Consider the following 19,646-nt stretch of genomic DNA (forward strand, 5'->3'; position numbering starts at 1 on the left):
CGAGTGCAGGATGCCGGTGCCGGCGCTCATCCGCTGGGCCAGGCCCGGGTAGATGACCCCGGAGTGGCCGGTGGAGTCCTGGTGCACCAGCGAACCGCGCAGCACCCAGGTGACGATCTCCATGTCCTCGTGCGGGTGGGTCTCGAACCCGCTGCCGGGGGTCACCACGTCGTCGTTGTTGACCAGCAACAGCCCGTGGTGGGTGTTGGCCGGATCGTAGTGCGCGGAGAAGGAGAACGAGTGCTTCGAGTCCAGCCAGCTCAGCCGGGTGGCGAACCGGTCGGCCGCCGGGCGTACCTCCACCGTGGGAGACAGCGCCAGCGCCTCGGTCACCGCGGTTCCCCGGTGACCCGTACCGTCGCCGGGCCCCAGGCCAGCGCCGGTTCGCCGGTGGCCAGCTGGTCGATCTCCCCACCGGGTACGGCGGGCACGTGCCGCAGGTCGGCGCAGTGTTGTTCGGCGATCTCGGCACAGATGCCGGCGACCTGCTCGCAGAGCGGCCCGCCCAGGTCGGCGGCGCTCAACGCCATGATCATCTTGTACTGGAGGTCCGCCACGATCACCACCCCCGTGCGGCTGTCCGGGCTCCTACCAGGGGATCCTACGGCCGCGCCGGCCGTCGCCCGGCCGAACGCCGGACCGGGCCGGCACCGGCCCGACATCCGACGGGGTCAGAACCGGCCCGGCCGCCGACGAGGGCAGGACCGGCCCGGCATCCGACAGAGGCAGAACCGGCCCGGCCGCCGACGGGGGTCGACGGCAGCCCGGCCGGTCGCAATCGGTCACCGGCCCCAGCGGCGCCGCCGGGAGGAACGGGCCGGACGCAGAAAGTCGGCGCCCTGCCGCAGCATCCGGCTGGTACGGGACGGCCCTCGCCGCGACTCGAGCTTCCGGCTCAGGCCACGCGCTCCGGCGGCGGCCAGCGGTACGGCGACAGCCATCATGGCCCACCGGGCGATTCGCTTCTGGATCATCGGGTCACACCTCATTCCCTGGCTTCGGTCGGTTCCCTGTATTCGGCAGGTCCTGACCCGAAGGGTTACCCGAACCGCCCGGCCGGTATGCGACCCGCCGCCGGAAGCCGGTCAGGTCACTGAACCTTTTTCAACCTGAACCGCGCGGTGCGCAAGCCGCGTCTTCGACCTCGGCCGACGCCGGAGCGCAAGGGGAGGTTGAAAAAGGTTCACTCCTTCGGCGGGGCGACCGGGTTCGGGATCGCGCCGCCGAACCGGCGGTCGCGCTGGGCGTAGAGCTCGCAGGCGTACCAGAGGTGCCGGCGGTCGAAGTCGGGCCAGAGCGTGTCGAGCACCACCAGCTCGGCGTACGCGGACTGCCAGAGCAGGAAGTTGGACAGCCGCTGCTCGCCGGAGGGCCGCAGGAACAGGTCCACCTCGGGCACCTCCGGGTGGTAGAGGAACCGCGAGATCATCTTCTCGTTGACCTTGTCCGGGTCGATCCGACCGGCGGCCACCTCGCGGGCGATCGCGGCGGCGGCGTCGGCGATCTCGGCCTGCCCGCCGTAGTTCACGCAGAACTGCAGGGTCAGCGTCGAGTTCCCCCGGGACATCTCCTCGGCGGTCTGCAGCTCGGAGATCACGCTCTTCCACAGCCGGCCGGCCCGCCCCGACCAGACCACCCGTACGCCGAGGTCGACCAGTTGGTCGCGGCGGCGCCGGATGACGTCCCGGTTGAAGCCCATCAGGAAGCGCACCTCGTCCGGCGAGCGCCGCCAGTTCTCGGTGGAGAAGGCGTACGCCGACAGGTACGGGATGCCCAGCTCGATCGCGCCCTCGATGGTGTCGAAAAGCGAATACTCTCCCCGTTCGTGCCCCTTGGTCCGGGGCAGGCCACGCTCCTTGGCCCAGCGCCCGTTGCCGTCCATCACGATCGCCACGTGCTTCGGCAGCGCCTCGGTGGGCAGCGCGGGCGGCCGCGCGCCGGACGGGTGCGGCGTCGGCGGGGTGGGTTCCCGTCGGGCGCCTCGGGTCATAGCTCGCCTCACGCTGTGTTCTGCTTCCTGTTCATTGCTCACTGTTGAGCATGGTGGATGTTTCGCTCTCCGCCGCCGGGCGGCGGCTGGAGTCCGGGACCGGCAGTCTGGTCCGGTGGCGATCGGCCCGTTCCTGCATGATCTGCTTCACCCGACGGTGCGGGGTGTGCAGGGTGATGTCGGGGTCACGGTGTCTGTGCAGGACGTTGATCGCGGCGTTCACGTCTGCCTGCCACACCACCCCGCACTGGGTGCAGTGAAGCCGGTCCCCGCTGCGGCGGCCGAGGCTTCCGCAGCGATGACAGGCTTGTGAGGTGTAGGCGGCATTGACGTGCACGAGCGCAGAACCTCTGCGCTCCGACACGTTCTTCAGCGCCTCGGCGGTGACTCCTTTGGTCCACCCGGCGAGGCGACGGTTGACGTTCCTACCGCGCGATCCGCGCCCAGCGAACGTTGTGGTGAGGTCTTCGGCGACGACGGTGGCGGCCGTGTCGACGACTCGGTGTACGGCGGTGAAGATCTCCGTGCGGACCTGTGCCTGATGGCGGGCTGCTTGCCGGTCGCGTTTGACGGTGCCGAGGTTGTTGCGACGGATCCGGTCTGCCTTGGCCCGGTTGGTGGTGTTGTTGGCGATCGAGCGCAGCTTGGCCCGCCGCCGGTTACGTTCCTTGAGCCGATCCGACTCGACCGTCAGCAGGGCGCCGAGCCGTGCGCCGTGATGGTTGCCGTCGGAGTCGGTCAGCGCCTCGGTATAGCCCTTGTCGACACCGACCACGCGGGCTCCACACGGTCGGGCCGAGGTCTTCATGTCGACGGCGTCGATCTGATAATGGATCTCGACCCGACCGCCGCGCAGGATCAACCGAAGCGTTCCGGTCGGCGCGACCGTGGTGTTCAGTGGGATCTTCACCAACTGGCGGCGGACCAGACCGGGCACCGCCAGCCACAACCGACCACGACTGTCAATCATCGTGTGGTGCTGGTCGGAGCGGACCACGATCTGGTTGTGGGTCCGGTTCTTGCCCCGCCTCCAGTGCGTGCGCATCAGCCGGGACAGATACCGGTCCTCGACCCAACGGTCCGCCTTGAGTAGCGTGTAGAGCCGTTTCTGCTCGGACTGGTCGGCGGTATGCCGCCGGATCGCCCGCTTTACCCCCACCTTGGCCGCCTCACGGCACGCGGCGATGTCCGCCATCGCGTCGCGCAGCGTCTCCTTCCAAGCGTTGGCCAACACCCCGAACCGCTCGTGAGTACCGTCGGCCAACCAGGAGTCGCGAACCTGACGGTCCCGCAGGCCGACGCCGGCCACGGACCCGTACCTCTGCCACACCTCGCAGCGGACACGACCGAGCCGACGGGCCTGCTCCACCAGCGCGGCGTACTTACCGGCGTTCAACCCGTGCGAATAGGCGATCCGAGTAACCTTCACCGGCCAGCACCTCCGCTGGCATCCATCAGGCCGAGGAACCTCTCACCGCGCAGGTTCATTGCTCGACCGCGTCGAAGCCGGGCGGCCTGCAGCAGCGTGCGCACATCGGAATCCTTGAAGTACCGCTGCCCAACGGTAGCCGACAGGCAGGGATTCGACCCCTCCGCCTCCCAGTGGCACACCGTGCTCGCCAAGCAGCCGATCCGCTCGGCAAACTCGTCGATCCGATAAGGACTGCTCATAACAAGCCGAAATGAACAGGTATACACAGAAAACCAAGTACTAGTCACTGCTCCCTGTCCATTCGACCGTCCAGGGCCGGCCGCGTCGGTCTGCCCCCGACCTGGTCAGGGCCAGCGGGCCCGCCCCGGTCGACCAGTGGCAGGGAGCGTAGCCCGCGCTCCAGGTGCCACTGCAGGTGCGCCGCGACCAGGCCGCTGCATTCCCGGCGGCTGGCCGGCCCGGACGCGTCGGCGGTCCGCCAGTCGCCCGCGGCGAGGGCGGACATCAGCTCGATGGTGGTGGGTGCCGGGTGCGCGGCGCCGGGTGGGCGGCAGTCCGGGCAGACCGACCCGCCGGCCGGCACCGAGAACGCCCCGTGCCGGCCCGGGGTGCCGCACACCGCGCAGTCCCCCAGCGCCGGGGCCCAGCCGGCCAGACCCATCCCGCGCAGCAGGTACGCGTCGAGGACCAGCGTGCTGGCGTGCCCGCCGTCGGCCAGCGCGCGCAGCGCGCCGAGGGTGAGCAGGAACAACCGCAGCGAGGGTTCCCGTTCGACCGGGGTGAGCCGTTCGGCGGTCTCGGCGATCGCACTGGCCGCCGTGTAGCGGGGATAGTCGGCGAGGAACCGCTTGCCGTACAGGTCGATCCCCTCGACCTGGCTCACCGTGTGCAGCGAGCTGCCGATGTTGCCCTCCGGGTCGCCGGCCAGTTGCAGGTCGACGTGGCCGAACGGCTCCAGCCGGGCACCGAACCGGGAACTGGTCCGGCGTACCCCGCGGGCCACCGCGCGCAGCCGACCGTGCCGGCGGGTGAGCAGGGTGATGATCCGGTCCGACTCGCCCAGCTTCTGCACCCGCAGCACCACCGCGTCGTCGCGGTAGAGCTGTCTGCGGTAGCCGGGCATCCGACCATTGTTCCCCCGCCGCGACAGCCGCCGGCGCCCCGGGGTACCCCGGACCCGGACTCAGGGTCGGTTCCGGGCGGTCCGGTGGATTTTCCCGGATGACCCGTACCGCGGTCGGCCGTAGCGTGACGCCCATGATTCGTCCCTGGACCGCTGTCGCCGTCGCGAGCGCCCTCGTCCTGGTCGCACTCGGCGGCTGCAGCCAGATCTCCGAGAAGCGCCTGGAGTACACCCGGACCGAGAACGTCAAGATCACTAAGATCACCGTACGACCGGGGTCCGGTGACGTCGTGATCCGGACCGCCGACGCGCAGACCGTGCAGATCAAACGGTTGGTGCGCTACCGGGGCGCGGAACCGGACGGGACGAACTACCGGATCGACGGCACCGATCTGGTGGTGGACACCGACTGCGGCCGGCAGTGCGGCGTGTCGTACGACATCGTCGCGCCGCGCGGCGTGTCGGTCAGCGGCGAGAACGGCTCCGGCGAGATCAACGTCGCCGAGGTGGACGGCGTCGACGTCAAGGTCGGCTCGGGCGGGATCACCGTACGCGGGGCGACCGGCCCGGTCCGCGCGGAGACCGGCTCCGGCGACGTCTCGATCAGCGACGCCCGGCAGACGGTCTCGGCCGTCGCCGGCTCCGGCGACGTCACCGGCCGCGGCCTGGGCGGCGGCGAGGTCACGGTACGGACCGGCTCGGGCGAGATCAACCTGAGCCTGGACCGGGCCGGCCCGGTGCGGGCCGAGGCCAGCAGCGGCACGGTGAACCTGACCGTCCCGCCCGGCACCTACCGGGTCCGGGCCGTCGCCGATTCCGGCGAGCGGCAGGTCCGGGTGACCGAGGACCCGGCCGCGACGGTCCTGCTCGACGTGCACAGCGGCAGCGGCGACGTCACGATCACCCAGAGCTGACCGGTCGACCGCCGGCGCCGGCCCGGTCCGCCGCCGGCCGCGGGCCGGGCACCCGGGCCGGGCCGGCCGCCGCACCGACGGGCACGCCGGGTGTCGCGACGGCTCCCGCCGCCCGTACCGGCGGGCCGCCGGGCAGCAGCACCGGCCGGCGGCGCGCGGCCAGGTCCTCGACCCACCCGAACAGCGGTACGGCCACCCCGACCAGCGCGGCGACGAGCAGCACGTGGACGGCGGCACCGGTCCGGGTGCCGAAGTCCCAGCCCAGCCGGACGGCCAGCATGCCCAGGCCGATGACGACCGGCATGTGCCACAGGTAGACGGTCAACGCCCGCCGGTTGACCAGGGTGACCAGCCGGCCGACCAGGTCGTTGCGGTCCACCCAGGCCGCCCCGGCCGGCACCAGGGCCAGCAGGACCAGGGTGAACCCGGCCGACCAGAGGCCGTTGCCGAGCGGAATGTCGTTCAGGTCGAAGCCGCGGGGACCCGGGTGCGTGAAGATCCACCCGGCACCCGCGGCGCCGAGTACGCCGGCGAGCCCGACCACCGTCCGCCGGGACACCCGCCGCAGCAGCCCGTCGTGATGGGCGAAGCCGAGCAGCCACGCCCCGAAGTACAGCCCGAAGTCGCGCAGCACGGCCGGCGCGTCCGACCAGCCCAGCTCGACCACCACCAGCAGGACGTACGGGGCGAGCAGGGTCGGCAACGGCCGGCGGCGGAACAGCCACAGCGCGGCCGGCGAGGCGAGCACGAACCACAGGTAGTCCCGCAGGTACCAGATCGGGCTGGTGACCAGCGCGCCCCACCAGTTGGACGGCGGATCGGCCACCGGCGCGAGCCAGAGCAGCAGCCGCCAGTCCAGCGGCAACCCGGTCAACAGCATGGCCGGTACGAAACATGCGGCGAACACCCACAGCGACGGCAGCAGGCGACGCAGCCGACGCCCCACCGCCGCCGGACCGGCCAACCACGGATCCGGGCCGGATCGGTCCAGCGACGCGGCCATCAGCGAGCCGGCGAGGGCGAACATCACCGTCATCGCCGGGAAGACCATGCTCAGGAAGGCCCAGCCGGTGGTGTGGTAGACCACGACACGGATGATCGCCAGGAAACGAATGAAGTCGATATAGCGGTTGCGCATACCCTGCGTATCTGTGGTGGAACCGGGCCCCCCACCCAGGTCGCGGACAACGTCGGTCGTGCCCATCTACCCTGGCCCGACGCCGCCGGAAACGGCCACCTCGACCGGCATATCGGTGAGCTTCGACACACCGACAAACCCGGCGGTGGGGGACGAACCGCCCGCCGTGGGGTCAGAAGCCGAGCCGGCGCAGCTGCTTCGGGTCGCGCTGCCACTCCTTGGCCACCCGGACGTGCAGGTCGAGATAGACCCGGGTGCCGAGTAACTGTTCGATCTCCCGGCGGGCCCGGGTGCCGACGTCCTTGAGCCGGCTGGCCCGGGCGCCGATCACGATCGCCTTCTGGCTGGACCGCTCGACGTAGACATCGGCGTAGATCTTGATGATCTCGCCCTCCGGGATCATCTCCTCCACCACCACCGCGATGGAGTGCGGCAGTTCGTCGCGGACACCCTCCAGGGCCGCCTCCCGGATCAGCTCGGCGACCAGCACCTGTTCCGGCTCGTCGGTGAGCATGTCGTCCGGGTAGAGCTGCGGCGACGCCGGCAGGTAACCGGTCAGCACGTCGACCAGCGTGTCCACCTGGTGTCCGGAGACCGCGCTGACCGGCACCACCGCGGCGAAGTCCGCCAGTTCGCTGACCGCCACCAACTGCTCGGCGAGCCGGGCCTTGTCCACCAGGTCGGTCTTGGTCACCACCGCGACCACGGCGGCCTTCAACTCGGCCAGCTCACCGGTGATGAACCGGTCGCCGCGCCCGACCGGCTCGTCGGCCGGGATGCACAGGCCGATCACGTCGACCTCGCTCCAGGTCGTCCGGACCAGGTCGTTGAGCCGCTCGCCGAGCAGCGTACGCGGGCGGTGCAGGCCCGGCGTGTCCACCAGCACCAGCTGGGAGTCCGGCCGGTGCAGGACGGCCCGGATGACGTGCCGGGTGGTCTGCGGCTTGCTGGAGGTGATGGCGATCTTCTGACCGACGATGGCGTTGGTCAGCGTCGACTTGCCGGCGTTGGGCCGGCCGACGAAACAACCGAACCCGGCCCGGTAGGCGGCGGCGTCCTTGCCCGCTCCCCGGCCGCCGGTCGACCCGGCCCGGGTCATGCGACCACCGTGCCGAGCACCGTGCCGTCCGGCGCGGCCACGTGGACCGGCGCGTCGGCGGCCAGGTCACGTACCGCGGCGTGCCCCGCGCCGTCGAGCGTCGACGCCTCGGTGACCACCGCGGCGGCCTCCAGCCGGCTGGCACCCGCCGCCACGGCCGACGCCACGGCCAGCTGCAACGCGGTGACCGTCAACGACGGCAGCGCGACGCTGGCGCCCGCGTAGGTACGGCCGTCCTGGTCCCGCACCGCGGCCCCCTCGACGGCACCGACCCGGGACCGGGCGCCACGGGCCAGGGTGACCAGCTTGGCGTCCTCGGCGCTCAGCTCGGCGGGGGCGGTCGACCCGGCGGGAGCGCCGGCCGGCGGGACAGGGGATTCAGGCATCAGCGGGTTGTCTTTCCTCGGACCGGTTGTGGTTTCGGTGTACGTCGGACCCGTCCGGCCCGCCCGTACGGTCGTGGTCGCCCTCTTCCTCGACCCGGCGCACGAGCACCGAGTCGATCCGGTTGCGCCGGCCGGTGGTGCCCTCGGCGATCAGCCGCAGGCCACCGACCTGCGCCTCGGCGCCCGGGATGGGCACCCGGCCGAGCGCCTGGGCCAGCAGGCCGCCGACCGTCTCGACCTCGTCGGCGGGCAGCTCCACGTCGAACAGCTCGCCGAGGTCCTCGACCGGCAACCGCGCGGTGACCCGTACCGCGCCGTCGGGCAGGTGCTCCACCGGCGGGCGCTCGACGTCGTACTCGTCGGTGATCTCGCCGACGATCTCCTCGAGGATGTCCTCGATGGTGACCAGGCCGCCGGTGCCACCGTACTCGTCGACCACGACGACCATGTGGGTGCGGGCCGCCTGCATCTCCGACAGCAGGTCGTCGACGGGCTTGGACTCCGGCACGAAGGTGGCCTCGCGCATCAGCTCGGCGACCGGCAGGTCGTCGGCGGTGGGATCGCCGCCCTGGGTCCGCCGGATCAGGTCCTTGAGGTAGAGCACCCCGAGCACGTCGTCGACGCTGTCGCCGATCACCGGGATCCGGGAGAACCCGGAGCGCAGGAAGAGCACCAACGCCTGCGGCAGCGTCTTGTGCGCCTCGATCCACACCATCTCGGTCCGCGGCACCATCACCTCGCGGGCGATGGTGTCACCCAGCGCGAACACCGAGTGGATCATCTGGCGTTCGCCGTGCTCGACCACTCCGCGCTGCTCGGCCAGGTCGACCAGTTCCCGCAGCTCCACCTGGGTGGCGAACGGGCCCTCCCGGAAGCCGCGGCCCGGGGTGACCGCGTTGCCGACCAGGATCAGCAGCGACGCCAGCGGGTTGAGCGCCCGGCCCAGCCAGCGGATCACCGGCGCCGAGGCCAGACCCACCGCGTACGCGTGCTGCCGGCCGATCGTCCGCGGCGCGACGCCGACCACCACGAAGCTGACCACGGTCATCGCCCCGGCGGTGACCAGGGCCGCCTGCCAACCGGCGCCGAACGTGTCGACGGCGACCAGGGCCACCAGCGTGGTGGCGGTCAGCTCGCAGAGCAGCCGCAGCAGGAGCAACAGGTTGAGGTGCCGGACCGCGTCGGTGGCGACGATCTGCAGGGTCCGGGCGCCGCGCCGGCCGTCCCGGGCCAACTCCCCGGCGCGGGCCGGGGAGACCGCGGCCAGCGCCGCGTCGGCCATCGCGAACAGGCCCGCGAGGACCACGAGTCCCGCCCCGACGAACAGCAGCTGCCCGTCGGGAAGGTCGGCGGAAGCGCCGGCGACCGCCAGGTCGGCGGGCATCACCGGGTCCGCGCGGCGCGCCAACTGGACAGCAGTCGGGCCTGCAGGCCGAACATCTCGCGTTCCTCCTCCGGCTCCGCGTGGTCGTAGCCGAGCAGATGCAGGACGCCGTGCACGGTGAGCAGGTGCAGCTCGTCGGCGGGCGTGTGCCCGGCGGTGGCCGCCTGCTTGGCCGCCACGTCGGGACAGAGCACGATGTCACCGAGCAGCGCCGGTTCGGCGCCGCCGGAGACCTCGCCGGGGCCGTGGTCGACGCTGCCCTCGTCCATCGGGAACGCGAGCACGTCGGTCGGACCGTCGCCACCCATCCAGCGGTGGTTGAGTTCGGTCATGTACTCGACGTCGACCAGCAGGACCGACAGCTCGGCGAGCGGGTTGACCCCCATCTCGTCGAGCGCGTGCCGGGCCACGGCGAGGACGGCGTCGGTGTCGACCTCGACACCGGACTCGTTGGCGATTTCGATGGACAACAGTTTCCCCTGGTGAACTATCGGCGCCGGCCGGCGCGCCCGCCCGGTGCGGTGCGGCCCGGTACGGCGTGGACGCCCTGCCCCTGCTGGGCCTCCCGCTCGGCGTCCCACTTGGCGTACGCGTCGACGATGTCGCTGACCAGCCGGTGGCGGACCACGTCCGAGCTGGAGAGCTGGGCGAAGTGGACGTCCTCCACGTTACCCAGGATCTCCCGGACCACCCGCAGTCCGCTGGTGGTCCCGCCGGGCAGGTCGACCTGGGTGATGTCGCCGGTCACCACGATCCGGGAGCCGAAGCCCAGCCGGGTGAGGAACATCTTCATCTGCTCGGGCGTGGTGTTCTGCGCCTCGTCGAGAATGATGAAGGCGTCATTAAGGGTGTTGTGCGTGACCAGGAAGTCGTCCGTCACGTACAGCGAGTCCTCCGCCGCGACCTGGATGCACATCGTCTCCTGCACCCCGGCCGGGATGATCGAGTCGATGAAGCGCATCGGCCGGCCACCGCCCCGCTCGTCGTAGCGCCGACGCTTGCGGGCCAGCCGGAACGGCGGGACGCCGGCGGGCAACCGGATCTCCAGCACGTAGGCGTCGGCCCGGTACGGGACCGGACGGCCGCCCGCCAGACCGGGCTTGCCTCCCTCGGCGGGCCGTACCCGCCAGGTCGCCACCCCGCCGAGCGACTGGACGAGTTCGACGACGTCGTCCCGCAGTCGCGGGGACGTGGTCGAGTACTGCACCCGGCAGGTGCGCCCGTCCTGGGTGACCGGCCCACCGTCGGTGTCCAGCAGCCCCTGCAGCACGGCCAGCCGCACCTCGACGCTGTTGGTCTTGTAGACGTCGGGCACGAACTTGGTGCCCGATTTCGTCCCGGCCAAGCCCAGTTCGCGGAGCGCGACGGTCACCGGGTTGGCGACGATCACCCCGCCCCGGTGGCCGTGCACGTGCCGCAGGACGTAGTCGTAGTCGCTCCTGCGGACCAGCTCGATGTCGGTGAGCGCCTGCTCCAACGCGACGGCGAGCTCCGGATCCGCGGTGCAGAACGCCGGCGTCGCCCGCGACGAGATCGAGCCGTCCCCGAGCAGCAGACCCAGCGCGTACGGGTCGAGCGGGACGTCCTTCGGCTCCATCCGCACGGGCGCCACGACCGGCAGCTCGTAGCGGCGGGTGCGCCCCCGCCACTCGTTGCCGATCATCTCCCGGGTCTCCAGGGTCCGGCGGCGTCCACGCCGCTTGTCGTCCGGGGTGGCGACGGTCCAGAGGTGCTCGCCGCAGCAGACGGTGGACGCGCCGTCCTGGGTGGTGACCCGGTAGACCTGCCGGGGACCCTGCGGGTAGATGCCGATCACCGGCGTGGGCGTCCCGTTCGAGCCGATGACCAGGTCACCGACGCGCAGCGATCCGAACGGCTTGAAGCCCTCCGGGGTCAGCACCCGGGCGTCGTACGGCTGTGCCCGGCCCCGCATGTACGCCAGCGGGGCGACCTCGATGGTGCCGGCCGCCATCAGCTTCGGGATGGAGTCCGGGTCGAGCATGTCGTGCAGCGCGTCGTAGAGCGGGCGCAGGTACGGGTCGATCTTCTCGAACAGGGTGCCGGGCAGGAAGCCCAACCGCTCCCCCGCCTCGACCGCCGGCCGGGTCAGGATGATCCGGTTGACCTGCTTGGCCTGCAGCGCCTGGACCGCCTTGGCCATCGCCAGGTAGGTCTTGCCGGTGCCGGCCGGGCCGATGCCGAACACGATGGTGTTGGCGTCGATCGAGTCGACGTACTTCTTCTGGCCCAGCGTCTTGGGGCGGATGGTCCGCCCGCGCCGGGACAGGATGTTCAGCGTGAGGACGTCGGCGGGCCGCTCGGCGGTGCCCTGTTCGAGCATCCCCATGGTGCGCCGGACCGCGTCGGTGGTCAGTGTCTCGCCCTTCTCGATCAGCTCGAGCAGCTCGGTGAAGAGCCGCTCGGCCAGCGCGTTGTCGGCCGGGGAGCCGGTGATGGTGATCTCGTTGCCCCGGACGTGGACGTCGCTGTTGATCGAGCGCTCGACGAGCCGCAGGATCTCGTCGCCCGCGCCCAGCAGGTTGACCATGATCTTCGAGTCGGGAACCGTGATCCTGGTCTGCACCCGGGCCTGGCCGGGAGGTGGAGTGCCGGTCATAGGTCGGGCCCGCTGGCCCTACGCCACCTGCTCTCGATCTCGGTGCCGCGTCGTGGGGACGAGCGCGACATGCGGACGTTGCACGTCATCGTATCTGTTCAACCCCGCGGGCACGTCGCCCATTTCCGCCGGGGCACCGGAGTTCACGAACGCCCCAGCAGGGGCGTCCGCGTCCGCCAGGGGTCAACGGGCCAGCATCGGGCCGAGCGGGGCGCCGCCGAGCACGTGGGCGTGCGCGTGCGCGACCTCCTGGCCGCCGTACGGGCCGGTGTTGAAGATCAGCCGGAACCCGTCGGTGGTCAGCCCCTCGTGCTCGGCCACCACGGCGGCGGTCTCCATCACCTCGGCCATCAGCTTCCCGTCCGCCTCGGCCAGGGTCACCACGTCGCCGAAGTGCTCCTTCGGGATGACCAGCACGTGCACCGGCGCTTTCGGGGCGATGTCGCGGAAGGCGAGGGTCGTCCCGGTCTCCCGGACCACGGTCGCCGGGATCTCCCCCGCGACGATCTTGCAGAACAGGCAGTCGTCAGTCATGCACCCGGATCCTAGGCGCCGCCGGCCGCCCTCGCCGGCAGCCACCGTCACACCGCCGGACTCCCGGCCCCCCAGGCTGGCCAGCGCGCCAGGCTGGGTGCGTTTGTTGCTCCTCCAGTGACAACAAACGCACCCAGCCGGCGAGGAGGTGGGCCGGCGAGCGCGCCGAGTGCGGCTGCGGCATCATGGCCGGCATGACTGGACGAGCGGTGCTGGTGACCGGGGCTTCCCGGGGGATCGGTCGGGCCTGCGCGGCGGCGTTCGCCGCCGGCGGGGACCGGGTGGCGGTCCACCATCGGGACTCCGGGCCGCTGGCCGAGCAGGTCCGCGACGCGCTGCCCGGGGACGGGCACGTGGTGGTCCGGGCCGACCTGGCCGACCCGGACCAGGTACGCGCCATGGTGGACGAGGCCGCCGAGCGGCTCGGCGGGCTGGACGTACTGGTCAACAACGCCGGGGTCTTCACGCCGCACCACATCCTGGAGACCTCGTACGAGCAGTGGCAGCGCGAGTGGCGGCGCACCCTGGACACGAACCTGGTCGGGCCGGCCAACGCGGCCTGGTGCGCGGTCCGGCACATGCGCGAGCGCGGCGGCGGGCGGATCGTCAACGTCTCGTCCCGGGGTGCCTTCCGCGGCGAGCCGAGCCAGCCCGGGTACGCCGCGAGCAAGGCCGGTCTCAACGCCCTGGGTCAGTCCCTGGCCCGGGCGCTCGGCCAGTACGGGATCGCGGTCGCCACCGTGGCACCCGGCTACGTGGCGACGGACATGGCGAGCGACCGGATCGACGCCGACGGGGAGGCGATCCGGGCGCAGAGCCCGTTCAACCGGGTGGCCCGGCCGGAGGAGATCGCCGCCGCGGTGCACTGGCTCGCCTCCCCCGAGGCGGAATGGGCCTCCGGCACCGTCGTCGACCTCAACGGCGCCTCCTACCTGCGCACCTGACCCCGACGCACGACCTCCGCCGGGAGGGCCGCGGTCACCAGCGGCCGAGGCGGGCGGCGAGCACGGACAGCGCCGCCACCCCGGCCGTCGAGGTGCGCAGCACCTCCGGGCCGAGCCGCACCGGCACCCCGCCGGCCGCGGCCAGCCGGGCCAACTCGTCCGGCGAGATGCCGCCTTCCGGCCCGATCACCAGGACGATCTCCCCGTCGGTCGGCAGGTCCACCCGGCTCAGCGGGACCGACGCCTCCTCGTGCAACACGTACGCCCCGGCCGCCGCGCCGACCCGGTCGGCCACCTGGGCGGTGGAGCAGGACGGGTCGCCGGACACCACCGGGAGCCACGGCCGGCGGGACTGTTTGGCCGCCTCGCGGGCGGTGGCCGCCCACTTGTCCCGGGCCCGCCCGCCGCGTTCGCCGCGCCACTGGACCACCGAGCGGGCCGCCGCCCAGGGCACGATCTCGTCCACGCCGACCTCGGTCATCGCCTGCACGGCCAACTCGCCCCGGTCGCCCTTGGCGATGCCCTGGGCGACCACCAGCCGCGGGTCGGGCGGATCGGCGTACCGGCGGGAGGTGACGGTGAGGTCGAGGGTGCCCTTGCCGACGGAGACGACCTCGGCGGTGGCCGTGCCGCCGCGCCCGTCGGCGAGGAGCAACTCCTCGCCGACGCGCAGCCGTTGCACGGTGGCCGCGTGGTGCCCCTCCGGGCCGGCCAGGGTGTACGAGTCGGCCGGCGGCAGCGACCCGACCAGGAACAGCGGCGCGCTCACCCGGTCGGGTCTCAGCCGTGCCCGTTGAAGGCGTCCCGCATCCGGGAGAAGAAGCCGCCCTGCTTGGTCAGCTCGGCGATCTCCTCGCCCCGGGTCTTGGCGAAGTCGCGCAGCATCCGCTCCTGGTCGGCGTCGAGCTTGGTCGGGGTACGCACGTCCAGGTGCACGTAGAGGTCACCCCGCCCGGTGCCGCGCAGGTGCGGTACGCCCCGGGCCCGCAGCCGCAGCGTGCTGCCCGGCTGGGTGCCCGCCTTGACGTCGACCGTCTCCTCGCTGTCCAGCGTCTTGATGGTCAACCGGGTGCCCAGGGCCGCTGCGGTCATCGGGACGGTGACCCGGCAGTGCAGGTCGTCGCCCTTGCGGGAGTAGACGTCGTGCACCCGCTCGTGGATCTCCACGTACAGGTCGCCCGCGGTGCCGCCGCCCGGGCCGACCTCGCCCTGCTGGGCGAGCCGGATCCGCATGCCGTCCTCGACCCCGGCCGGGATCTTGACGGTGAGCGACCGCCGGGTACGGACCCGGCCGTCGCCCGCGCAGGTGGCACACGGGTGCGGGATGACCGTGCCGTAGCCCTGGCAGACCGTGCACGGCCGGGACGAGACGACCTGGCCGAGGAAGGTGCGCTGGACCGACTGGACCTCGCCGCGCCCGCCGCACGCCTCGCAGGTGGCCAGGTGGGTGCCGGCCGCCGTGCCGGCGCCGGAGCAGGTGGTGCAGAGCACCGCCGTGTCGACGGTGATCGGCGCCTCCACCCCGAAGGCGGTCTCGTGCAGGTCCAGTTCGAGCCGGATGATCGCGTCGGCGCCCGGCCGGGTACGCGGTCGCGGCCCGCGCCCGGCACCGCCGCCGGCGGCCCCGAAGAACGCGTCCATGATGTCCTGGAACCCGACGAACGGACCGGCACCGCCCGGGCCGGCCGGGCCGGCACCGCCGCCGCCCGGGGCCAGCGGATCGCCGCCCAGGTCGACGATCTGCCGCTTCTTGTCGTCGGAGAGGACCTCGTACGCCGCGTTGATGTCCTTGAACCGGTCGTGCGCCGCCGGATCCGGGTTCACGTCCGGGTGGTACTGCCGCGCCAGCTTGCGGTAGGCGCGCTTGATCTCGTCGTCGGACGCGTCCCGGCTGACGCCGAGGATGCCGTAGTAGTCCTTGGTCACTGCGTTCCGTGTCCCCATGTCAATCTCACTTGGCCGCCGGTCGTCAGGGTCGGGTCAGTTCTGCGCCAGCAGGTCACCGACGTAGCGTGCCACGGCACGTACGGTGGCGATGGTGCCGGGGTAGTCCATCCGGGTCGGGCCGAGTACGCCCAGCCCACCCACGATGGTGGCACCCGGGCCGTAGCCGGTGCTGACCACCGACGCGGCCCGGAGGTTGTCGATCTCGTTCTCGTCGCCGATCCGGACCCGCAACGGGGTGCTGGGTTCGATCTCGCCGATCAACTTGAGCAGGACGACCTCCTCCTCCAGCGCCTCCAGGATCGGTCGCAGGGTGCCCTGGAAGTCCAGCAGACCACCCCGGGTCAGGTTCGCGGTGCCGGCCAGCGCGATCCGCTCCTCGTGCCGCTCGACCAGGGTCTCCAGCAGCACGGTGGACAGCGTTGTCATCGCGCCGCGCAGGCCCGGACCGACCTCCTCGACCAGCGCCTGGACCAGCGGCGGGGTCTCCGACAGCCGCTTGCCGACCAGCTTCTCGTTGACCAGCCGGCGCAGGTCGAGCACGTCGTCGGCGGGCAGCGGGGCGGGCAGTTCGACCAGCCGCTGCTCGACCCGGCCGGTGTCGGCGATCATCACGAGCATCAGCCGGGTGGTGGAGATCGGCACCAGTTCCAGGTGCCGCACCGAGGAGCGGGCCAGGCTCGGGTACTGCACGACGGCGACCTGCCGGGTCAGCTGGGCGAGCAACCGCACCGTGCGGTGCACCACGTCGTCGAGGTCGACGGCGCCGACCAGGAAGCGCTCGATCGCCCGCCGCTCGGCCGGGGTGAGCGGTTTCACCCGGGACAGCCGGTCGACGAAGAGCCGGTAGCCCCGGTCGGTGGGGACCCGGCCGGCGCTGGTGTGCGGCTGCCGGATGTAGCCCTCCTCCTCCAGCACGGCCATGTCGTTGCGGACCGTGGCCGGGGACACCCCGAGCTGGTGGCGCTCGACCAGCGCCCGGCTGCCCACCGGTTCCTGGGTGGCGACGTAGTCCTCCACGATCGCCCGCAGGACGTCGAGCTTGCGATCGTCCAGACCCACTGTCACCCCCTCGCCGCCGGCGCGGCGTACCGCCCCTCCGAGACTCTGGCACTCGAATGCACTCTGGCACTCGAATGTAACGAGTGCCAGTCTACGACGTGCTACCCGGCAGCCGCGATGATCACTCTGCGAGCAACGGCCGCTATGCGACAAGTCGGACACCCGACACCGACACCGACCGGGCGGTCGCCCCCACCTGACCGAACGGCCAGGTGGAAACGAGCGTCGACGTGCTGGCGCCGGTTGATCGGCGGTCCTACCGTGTCGTCCATGACTGAACCACCTCGCCCTCCCGGAGAGGGGCACCCGGGGCCCGAGCCCGGGGACCAGAGCTCTCCGACCCCACCCCCAGCGTCCCAGCCGGCGCCGGGCGAGGCGTCCCCGCCGGGGCCCGCCGAGCCCACCGCGCCACGCTACGACGAGCCCGGCTCGTACCCGCCGCCCGGCGGGGCCACCGGCTACCCGCCGCCGGCCGGGAACCAGCCGCCCGTCGGCGGTGGCTACCCGCCGCCCGGTGGCGGGCCGTACGGTGCTCCGCCACCCGGCGGCGGGTACGGTGCCGCGGCTCCGGCCGGCTACCCGACCAACGACGACAAGACCTGGGCGTTGATCGCCCACTTCGGTGGTGCCGTCGGCGCCCTGATCAGCTTCGGGTCGCTCGGCTTCGTCGGTCCGCTGATCGCCCACCTGGCCAAGGGCCAGCAGTCACCGACGGTGAAGGCGCACGCGGTCGCCGCGCTGAACTTCCAGATCCTCTGGTCGATCATTTCGTTCGTGCTGCTTTTCGTCGGCTGGTGCATGTTCTACCTGCCCAACGTCGCGGTGATGGTCGTCCAGATCGTGTTCGGCATCATCGCCGGGGTGAAGGCCAACGAGGGCGGGCTGTACAAGTACCCGCTGTCGGCCAGCTTCATCAAGTGACCTGACCGGGTGCGTCCACGGTCGCCGATCGTGGACGCACCCCGCCTCCGTCGGCCCGGGACGACAGCACGCGGTCCCGGCCGAGGCGACAGCACGCGGTCCCGGCCCGGGCGGTGCTCAGGGCAGCAGATCGCGGACCACGGCATCGGCGAGCAGCCGACCACGCAGGGTGAGCACCGCCCGGCCGGCGGCGTGCGCGGCCGGCTCCAGCAGGCCGTCGGCCAGCGCCCGGTCCGCGTACGGCTGCTGGGCCGGGGCGACCGCCGACAGCGGCAGCCCGTCGGCCAGCCGCAGCCGCAGCATCACGTCCTCGACGTGCCGGTCGGCGGCGGTGAGCAGTTCCCGGGCCAGACCGGGCGACCGGCCGGCGGCCAGCCGGGACGCGTACGCGGTCGGGTGCTTGACGTTCCACCAGCGGACCCCGCCGACGTGGCTGTGCGCCCCCGGCCCGAGGCCCCACCAGTCCCCGCCGGTCCAGTAGAGCAGGTTGTGTCGGCACCGGGCCGCCGCCGAGGTGGCCCAGTTGGACACCTCGTACCAGGAGAAGCCGGCCGCCGTCAGGGCGGCCTCCGCGGCCAGGTACCGGTCCGCGGCCACGTCGTCCGACGGGTACGGCAGCTCGCCCCGGCGCATCCGGGCGGCCAGCCGGGTGCCGTCCTCGACGATCAGGGCGTACGCGCTGACGTGGTCCACCCCGGCGGCGGTGACCCGGGCCAGCGACTGCGCGAAGTCGTCCGCGCTCTCCCCCGGCGTGCCGTAGATCAGGTCCAGGTTGACGTGGTCGAACCCGGCCTCCCGGGCCTCGGTCGCGGCGGCGGTGGCCCGGCCCGGCGAGTGGGTCCGGTCGAGGATCGCCAGCACCCCCGGCGCGGCCGACTGCATGCCCAGCGAGATGCGGGTGTAGCCGGCGGCCCGCAGCGCCTTCAGCGACTCCGGCGTCACCGACTCCGGGTTCGCCTCGGTGGTCACCTCGGCGTCGGCCGCCAGCCCCCAGGTCGCGTCGATGGCGGCCAGGATCCGGGCCAGGTCGTCCGGCGGCAGCAGGGTCGGGGTGCCGCCGCCGACGAAGACGGTGTCCACCCGGGCCGGCGGGGCCTCGTCGAGCACCCGGGCGGCCAGCGCCAGCTCGGCCAGCACGGTGTCGGCGTACGTGTCCCGGCTCGCCCCGCCGCCCAGTTCGCTCGCCGTGTACGTGTTGAAGTCGCAGTAACCGCACCGGCTGGCGCAGAACGGGACGTGCAGGTACACGCCGAAGCCGCGCGCGCCGGTCGAGGCGAGCGCGGCGGGCGGCAGGGACCCGTCGTCGGGTACCGGTTCACCGTCTGGGAGCAGGCCGGGCATCCGACTATTGTGCCGGCATGACTGCCGCCACCGATCCGCTCGTCCGCGTCGTCACCAGCGCCGGTGTGAGCACCCTCACCCTGGACAGCCCGCACAACCGCAACGCGCTGTCCACGCCGCTGATGACCCAGCTGCTGGCCGCGCTGGCCGGGGCGGTCGCCGACGACGCCGTACGGGTGGTGGTGCTCTCGCACACCGGCCCGGTGTTCTGCTCCGGCGCCGACCTGAAGGAGACCGCGGCGGCGTACGCCTCCGGCACGGTGCCGGCCGGCCTGCTCGGTGACGTGCTCGCGGCGGTCTGGGAGTGCCCCAAGCCGGTGCTGGCCCGGGTGGCCGGGCCGGCCCGGGCCGGCGGGCTGGGCCTGATCGCGGCGGCCGACCTGGCGGTCTGCGCCGAGACCGCCACCTTCGCCTTCACCGAGGTACGGATCGGGGTGATCCCGGCGGTCATCTCGGCCACGGTGCTGCGCCGGTTGCAGCCGCGCGCGGCGGCGGAGCTCTACCTGACCGGTGAGACGTTCGACGGGCGGCGGGCCGCGCAGGTCGGCCTGGTCACCTCGGCGGTCCCGGACGACGCGCTGGATGAGGCGGTGGCGGCGGTGTGCGGGTCGCTGGTCCGGGGCGCCCCGGGCGCGTTGGCCGGCGCCAAGGAGCTGCTCCGCCGGCCGGCCGAGCCGGAGCTGCGCGCCGAGCTGGCCGCGCTGTCCGCCCTCTCCACCGGCTACTTCCTGTCCGCCGAGGGCCGGGAGGGAGTGGCGGCGTTCCGGGAGAAGCGCCCGGCGAGCTGGGTGCCCGGCACGAGCTGACCGGCAATTGC

General features: G+C 72.5%; 21 protein-coding genes and 3 pseudogenes. 4 read left to right on the forward strand and 20 right to left on the reverse strand.

From position 1 onward, the window contains the following. From ACFOX0_RS28860 to recO, 7 genes are all read right to left on the reverse strand, one after another. Nucleotides 1–333 (reverse strand): pirin family protein (locus tag ACFOX0_RS28860; protein ID WP_377551954.1); only part of this gene is annotated, 333 nt, incomplete at its 3' end. After that, complete coding sequence (locus tag ACFOX0_RS28865; RefSeq protein ID WP_377551956.1) at nt 330–557, reverse strand: thioredoxin reductase; 228 nt, start codon at nt 555–557, stop codon at nt 330–332. The genes ACFOX0_RS28865 and ACFOX0_RS28860, both read right to left, overlap by 4 nt. Nucleotides 558–782: 225 nt before the next feature. After that, nucleotides 783–974: a hypothetical protein gene (locus ACFOX0_RS28870; protein ID WP_377551958.1), complete on the reverse strand. Its 192-nt coding sequence runs from the start codon at nt 972–974 to the stop codon at nt 783–785. Between the two features lie 209 nt (nt 975–1,183). Next, complete coding sequence (locus ACFOX0_RS28875) at nt 1,184–1,990, reverse strand: isoprenyl transferase (RefSeq protein WP_377551961.1); 807 nt, start codon at nt 1,988–1,990, stop codon at nt 1,184–1,186. 31 nt (nt 1,991–2,021) lie between these two features. Beyond that, complete coding sequence (locus tag ACFOX0_RS28880) at nt 2,022–3,299, reverse strand: RNA-guided endonuclease TnpB family protein (protein ID WP_377551963.1); 1,278 nt, start codon at nt 3,297–3,299, stop codon at nt 2,022–2,024. Between the two features lie 116 nt (nt 3,300–3,415). Then, nucleotides 3,416–3,661 carry a MerR family transcriptional regulator gene (locus ACFOX0_RS28885; RefSeq protein ID WP_377551966.1) on the reverse strand — a complete coding sequence of 82 codons (246 nt, stop codon included), beginning with the start codon at nt 3,659–3,661 and terminating at the stop codon, nt 3,416–3,418. A 44-nt stretch (nt 3,662–3,705) separates the two neighbouring features. Beyond that, complete coding sequence (recO, locus tag ACFOX0_RS28890) at nt 3,706–4,545, reverse strand: DNA repair protein RecO (RefSeq protein ID WP_377551968.1); 840 nt, start codon at nt 4,543–4,545, stop codon at nt 3,706–3,708. A gap of 134 nt (nt 4,546–4,679) precedes the next feature. Between recO and ACFOX0_RS28895 the strand changes: the two genes are divergently transcribed. Next, complete coding sequence (locus tag ACFOX0_RS28895; protein ID WP_377551970.1) at nt 4,680–5,459, forward strand: DUF4097 family beta strand repeat-containing protein; 780 nt, start codon at nt 4,680–4,682, stop codon at nt 5,457–5,459. On the opposite strand, the gene ACFOX0_RS28900 is transcribed toward ACFOX0_RS28895, so the two are convergent. The 9 genes and pseudogenes from ACFOX0_RS28900 to ACFOX0_RS28940 form a co-directional block, all read right to left on the reverse strand. Then, entirely contained in the window at nt 5,446–6,597 is a 1,152-nt protein-coding gene (locus ACFOX0_RS28900; RefSeq protein ID WP_377551972.1) for an acyltransferase family protein, read from the reverse strand. The genes ACFOX0_RS28895 and ACFOX0_RS28900 overlap by 14 nt on opposite strands. 172 nt (nt 6,598–6,769) lie before the next feature. Then, nucleotides 6,770–7,696: a GTPase Era gene (gene era / locus ACFOX0_RS28905; RefSeq protein WP_377551975.1), complete on the reverse strand. Its 927-nt coding sequence runs from the start codon at nt 7,694–7,696 to the stop codon at nt 6,770–6,772. Next, a complete protein-coding gene (locus ACFOX0_RS28910) occupies nt 7,693–8,082 on the reverse strand; it encodes a cytidine deaminase (RefSeq protein ID WP_377551977.1) in 390 nt (129 codons plus the stop codon). Before ACFOX0_RS28910 ends, era begins: the two co-directional genes overlap by 4 nt. Further along, entirely contained in the window at nt 8,075–9,466 is a 1,392-nt protein-coding gene (locus ACFOX0_RS28915; protein WP_377551980.1) for a hemolysin family protein, read from the reverse strand. The genes ACFOX0_RS28910 and ACFOX0_RS28915 overlap by 8 nt, the downstream gene beginning before the upstream one ends. Further along, entirely contained in the window at nt 9,466–9,936 is a 471-nt protein-coding gene (gene ybeY / locus ACFOX0_RS28920) for an rRNA maturation RNase YbeY (protein WP_377551983.1), read from the reverse strand. The genes ACFOX0_RS28915 and ybeY overlap by 1 nt, the downstream gene beginning before the upstream one ends. 17 nt (nt 9,937–9,953) lie before the next feature. Then, nucleotides 9,954–10,316, reverse strand: a pseudogene (locus tag ACFOX0_RS28925) (PhoH family protein); the annotation flags it as partial. A gap of 255 nt (nt 10,317–10,571) precedes the next feature. Then, a pseudogene (locus ACFOX0_RS28930) lies at nt 10,572–11,129 on the reverse strand (LAGLIDADG family homing endonuclease); the annotation flags it as partial. A 212-nt stretch (nt 11,130–11,341) separates the two neighbouring features. After that, a pseudogene (locus tag ACFOX0_RS28935) lies at nt 11,342–12,083 on the reverse strand (PhoH family protein); the annotation flags it as partial. Nucleotides 12,084–12,266: 183 nt separating this feature from the next. Then, nucleotides 12,267–12,617: a histidine triad nucleotide-binding protein gene (locus ACFOX0_RS28940; protein WP_377551985.1), complete on the reverse strand. Its 351-nt coding sequence runs from the start codon at nt 12,615–12,617 to the stop codon at nt 12,267–12,269. A 194-nt stretch (nt 12,618–12,811) separates the two neighbouring features. Here ACFOX0_RS28940 and ACFOX0_RS28945 point away from each other — a divergent pair, with 194 nt between their 5' ends. Further along, complete coding sequence (locus ACFOX0_RS28945; protein WP_377551988.1) at nt 12,812–13,561, forward strand: SDR family NAD(P)-dependent oxidoreductase; 750 nt, start codon at nt 12,812–12,814, stop codon at nt 13,559–13,561. 34 nt (nt 13,562–13,595) lie between these two features. Here the strand turns inward: ACFOX0_RS28945 and ACFOX0_RS28950 are convergent, their stop codons facing one another. Genes ACFOX0_RS28950 through hrcA form a run of 3 tightly spaced genes read right to left on the reverse strand, consistent with a single transcriptional unit; the run spans nt 13,596 to nt 16,567 of the window. After that, complete coding sequence (locus ACFOX0_RS28950; protein ID WP_377551990.1) at nt 13,596–14,330, reverse strand: 16S rRNA (uracil(1498)-N(3))-methyltransferase; 735 nt, start codon at nt 14,328–14,330, stop codon at nt 13,596–13,598. An 11-nt stretch (nt 14,331–14,341) separates the two neighbouring features. Beyond that, the gene (gene dnaJ / locus ACFOX0_RS28955) at nt 14,342–15,487 is read right to left on the reverse strand and encodes a molecular chaperone DnaJ (protein ID WP_377552090.1); all 1,146 of its coding nucleotides are present in this window, start codon (nt 15,485–15,487) and stop codon (nt 14,342–14,344) included. Nucleotides 15,488–15,541: 54 nt separating this feature from the next. Continuing rightward, on the reverse strand, nt 15,542–16,567 hold the full coding sequence (hrcA, locus tag ACFOX0_RS28960) for a heat-inducible transcriptional repressor HrcA (RefSeq protein WP_377551993.1): 1,026 nt from the start codon (nt 16,565–16,567) through the stop codon (nt 15,542–15,544). Between the two features lie 270 nt (nt 16,568–16,837). Here hrcA and ACFOX0_RS28965 point away from each other — a divergent pair, with 270 nt between their 5' ends. Next, the gene (locus tag ACFOX0_RS28965; protein WP_377551996.1) at nt 16,838–17,488 is read left to right on the forward strand and encodes a DUF4870 domain-containing protein; all 651 of its coding nucleotides are present in this window, start codon (nt 16,838–16,840) and stop codon (nt 17,486–17,488) included. Nucleotides 17,489–17,605: 117 nt separating this feature from the next. Here the strand turns inward: ACFOX0_RS28965 and hemW are convergent, their stop codons facing one another. After that, nucleotides 17,606–18,829, reverse strand: a complete 1,224-nt coding sequence (gene hemW / locus ACFOX0_RS28970; protein WP_377551998.1) for a radical SAM family heme chaperone HemW — start codon at nt 18,827–18,829, stop codon at nt 17,606–17,608. A gap of 17 nt (nt 18,830–18,846) precedes the next feature. On the opposite strand from hemW, the gene ACFOX0_RS28975 reads away from it, so the two are divergent. Further along, nucleotides 18,847–19,635, forward strand: coding sequence for an enoyl-CoA hydratase-related protein (locus ACFOX0_RS28975; RefSeq protein ID WP_377552000.1), 789 nt, complete (start codon nt 18,847–18,849; stop codon nt 19,633–19,635). The last annotated feature ends 11 nt before the right edge of the window (nt 19,636–19,646 follow it).

It is taken from the genome of Micromonospora zhanjiangensis, from assembly GCF_042650605.1.
In the GTDB taxonomy this organism is placed as follows: Bacteria; Actinomycetota; Actinomycetes; order Mycobacteriales; family Micromonosporaceae; genus Micromonospora_J; species Micromonospora_J zhanjiangensis.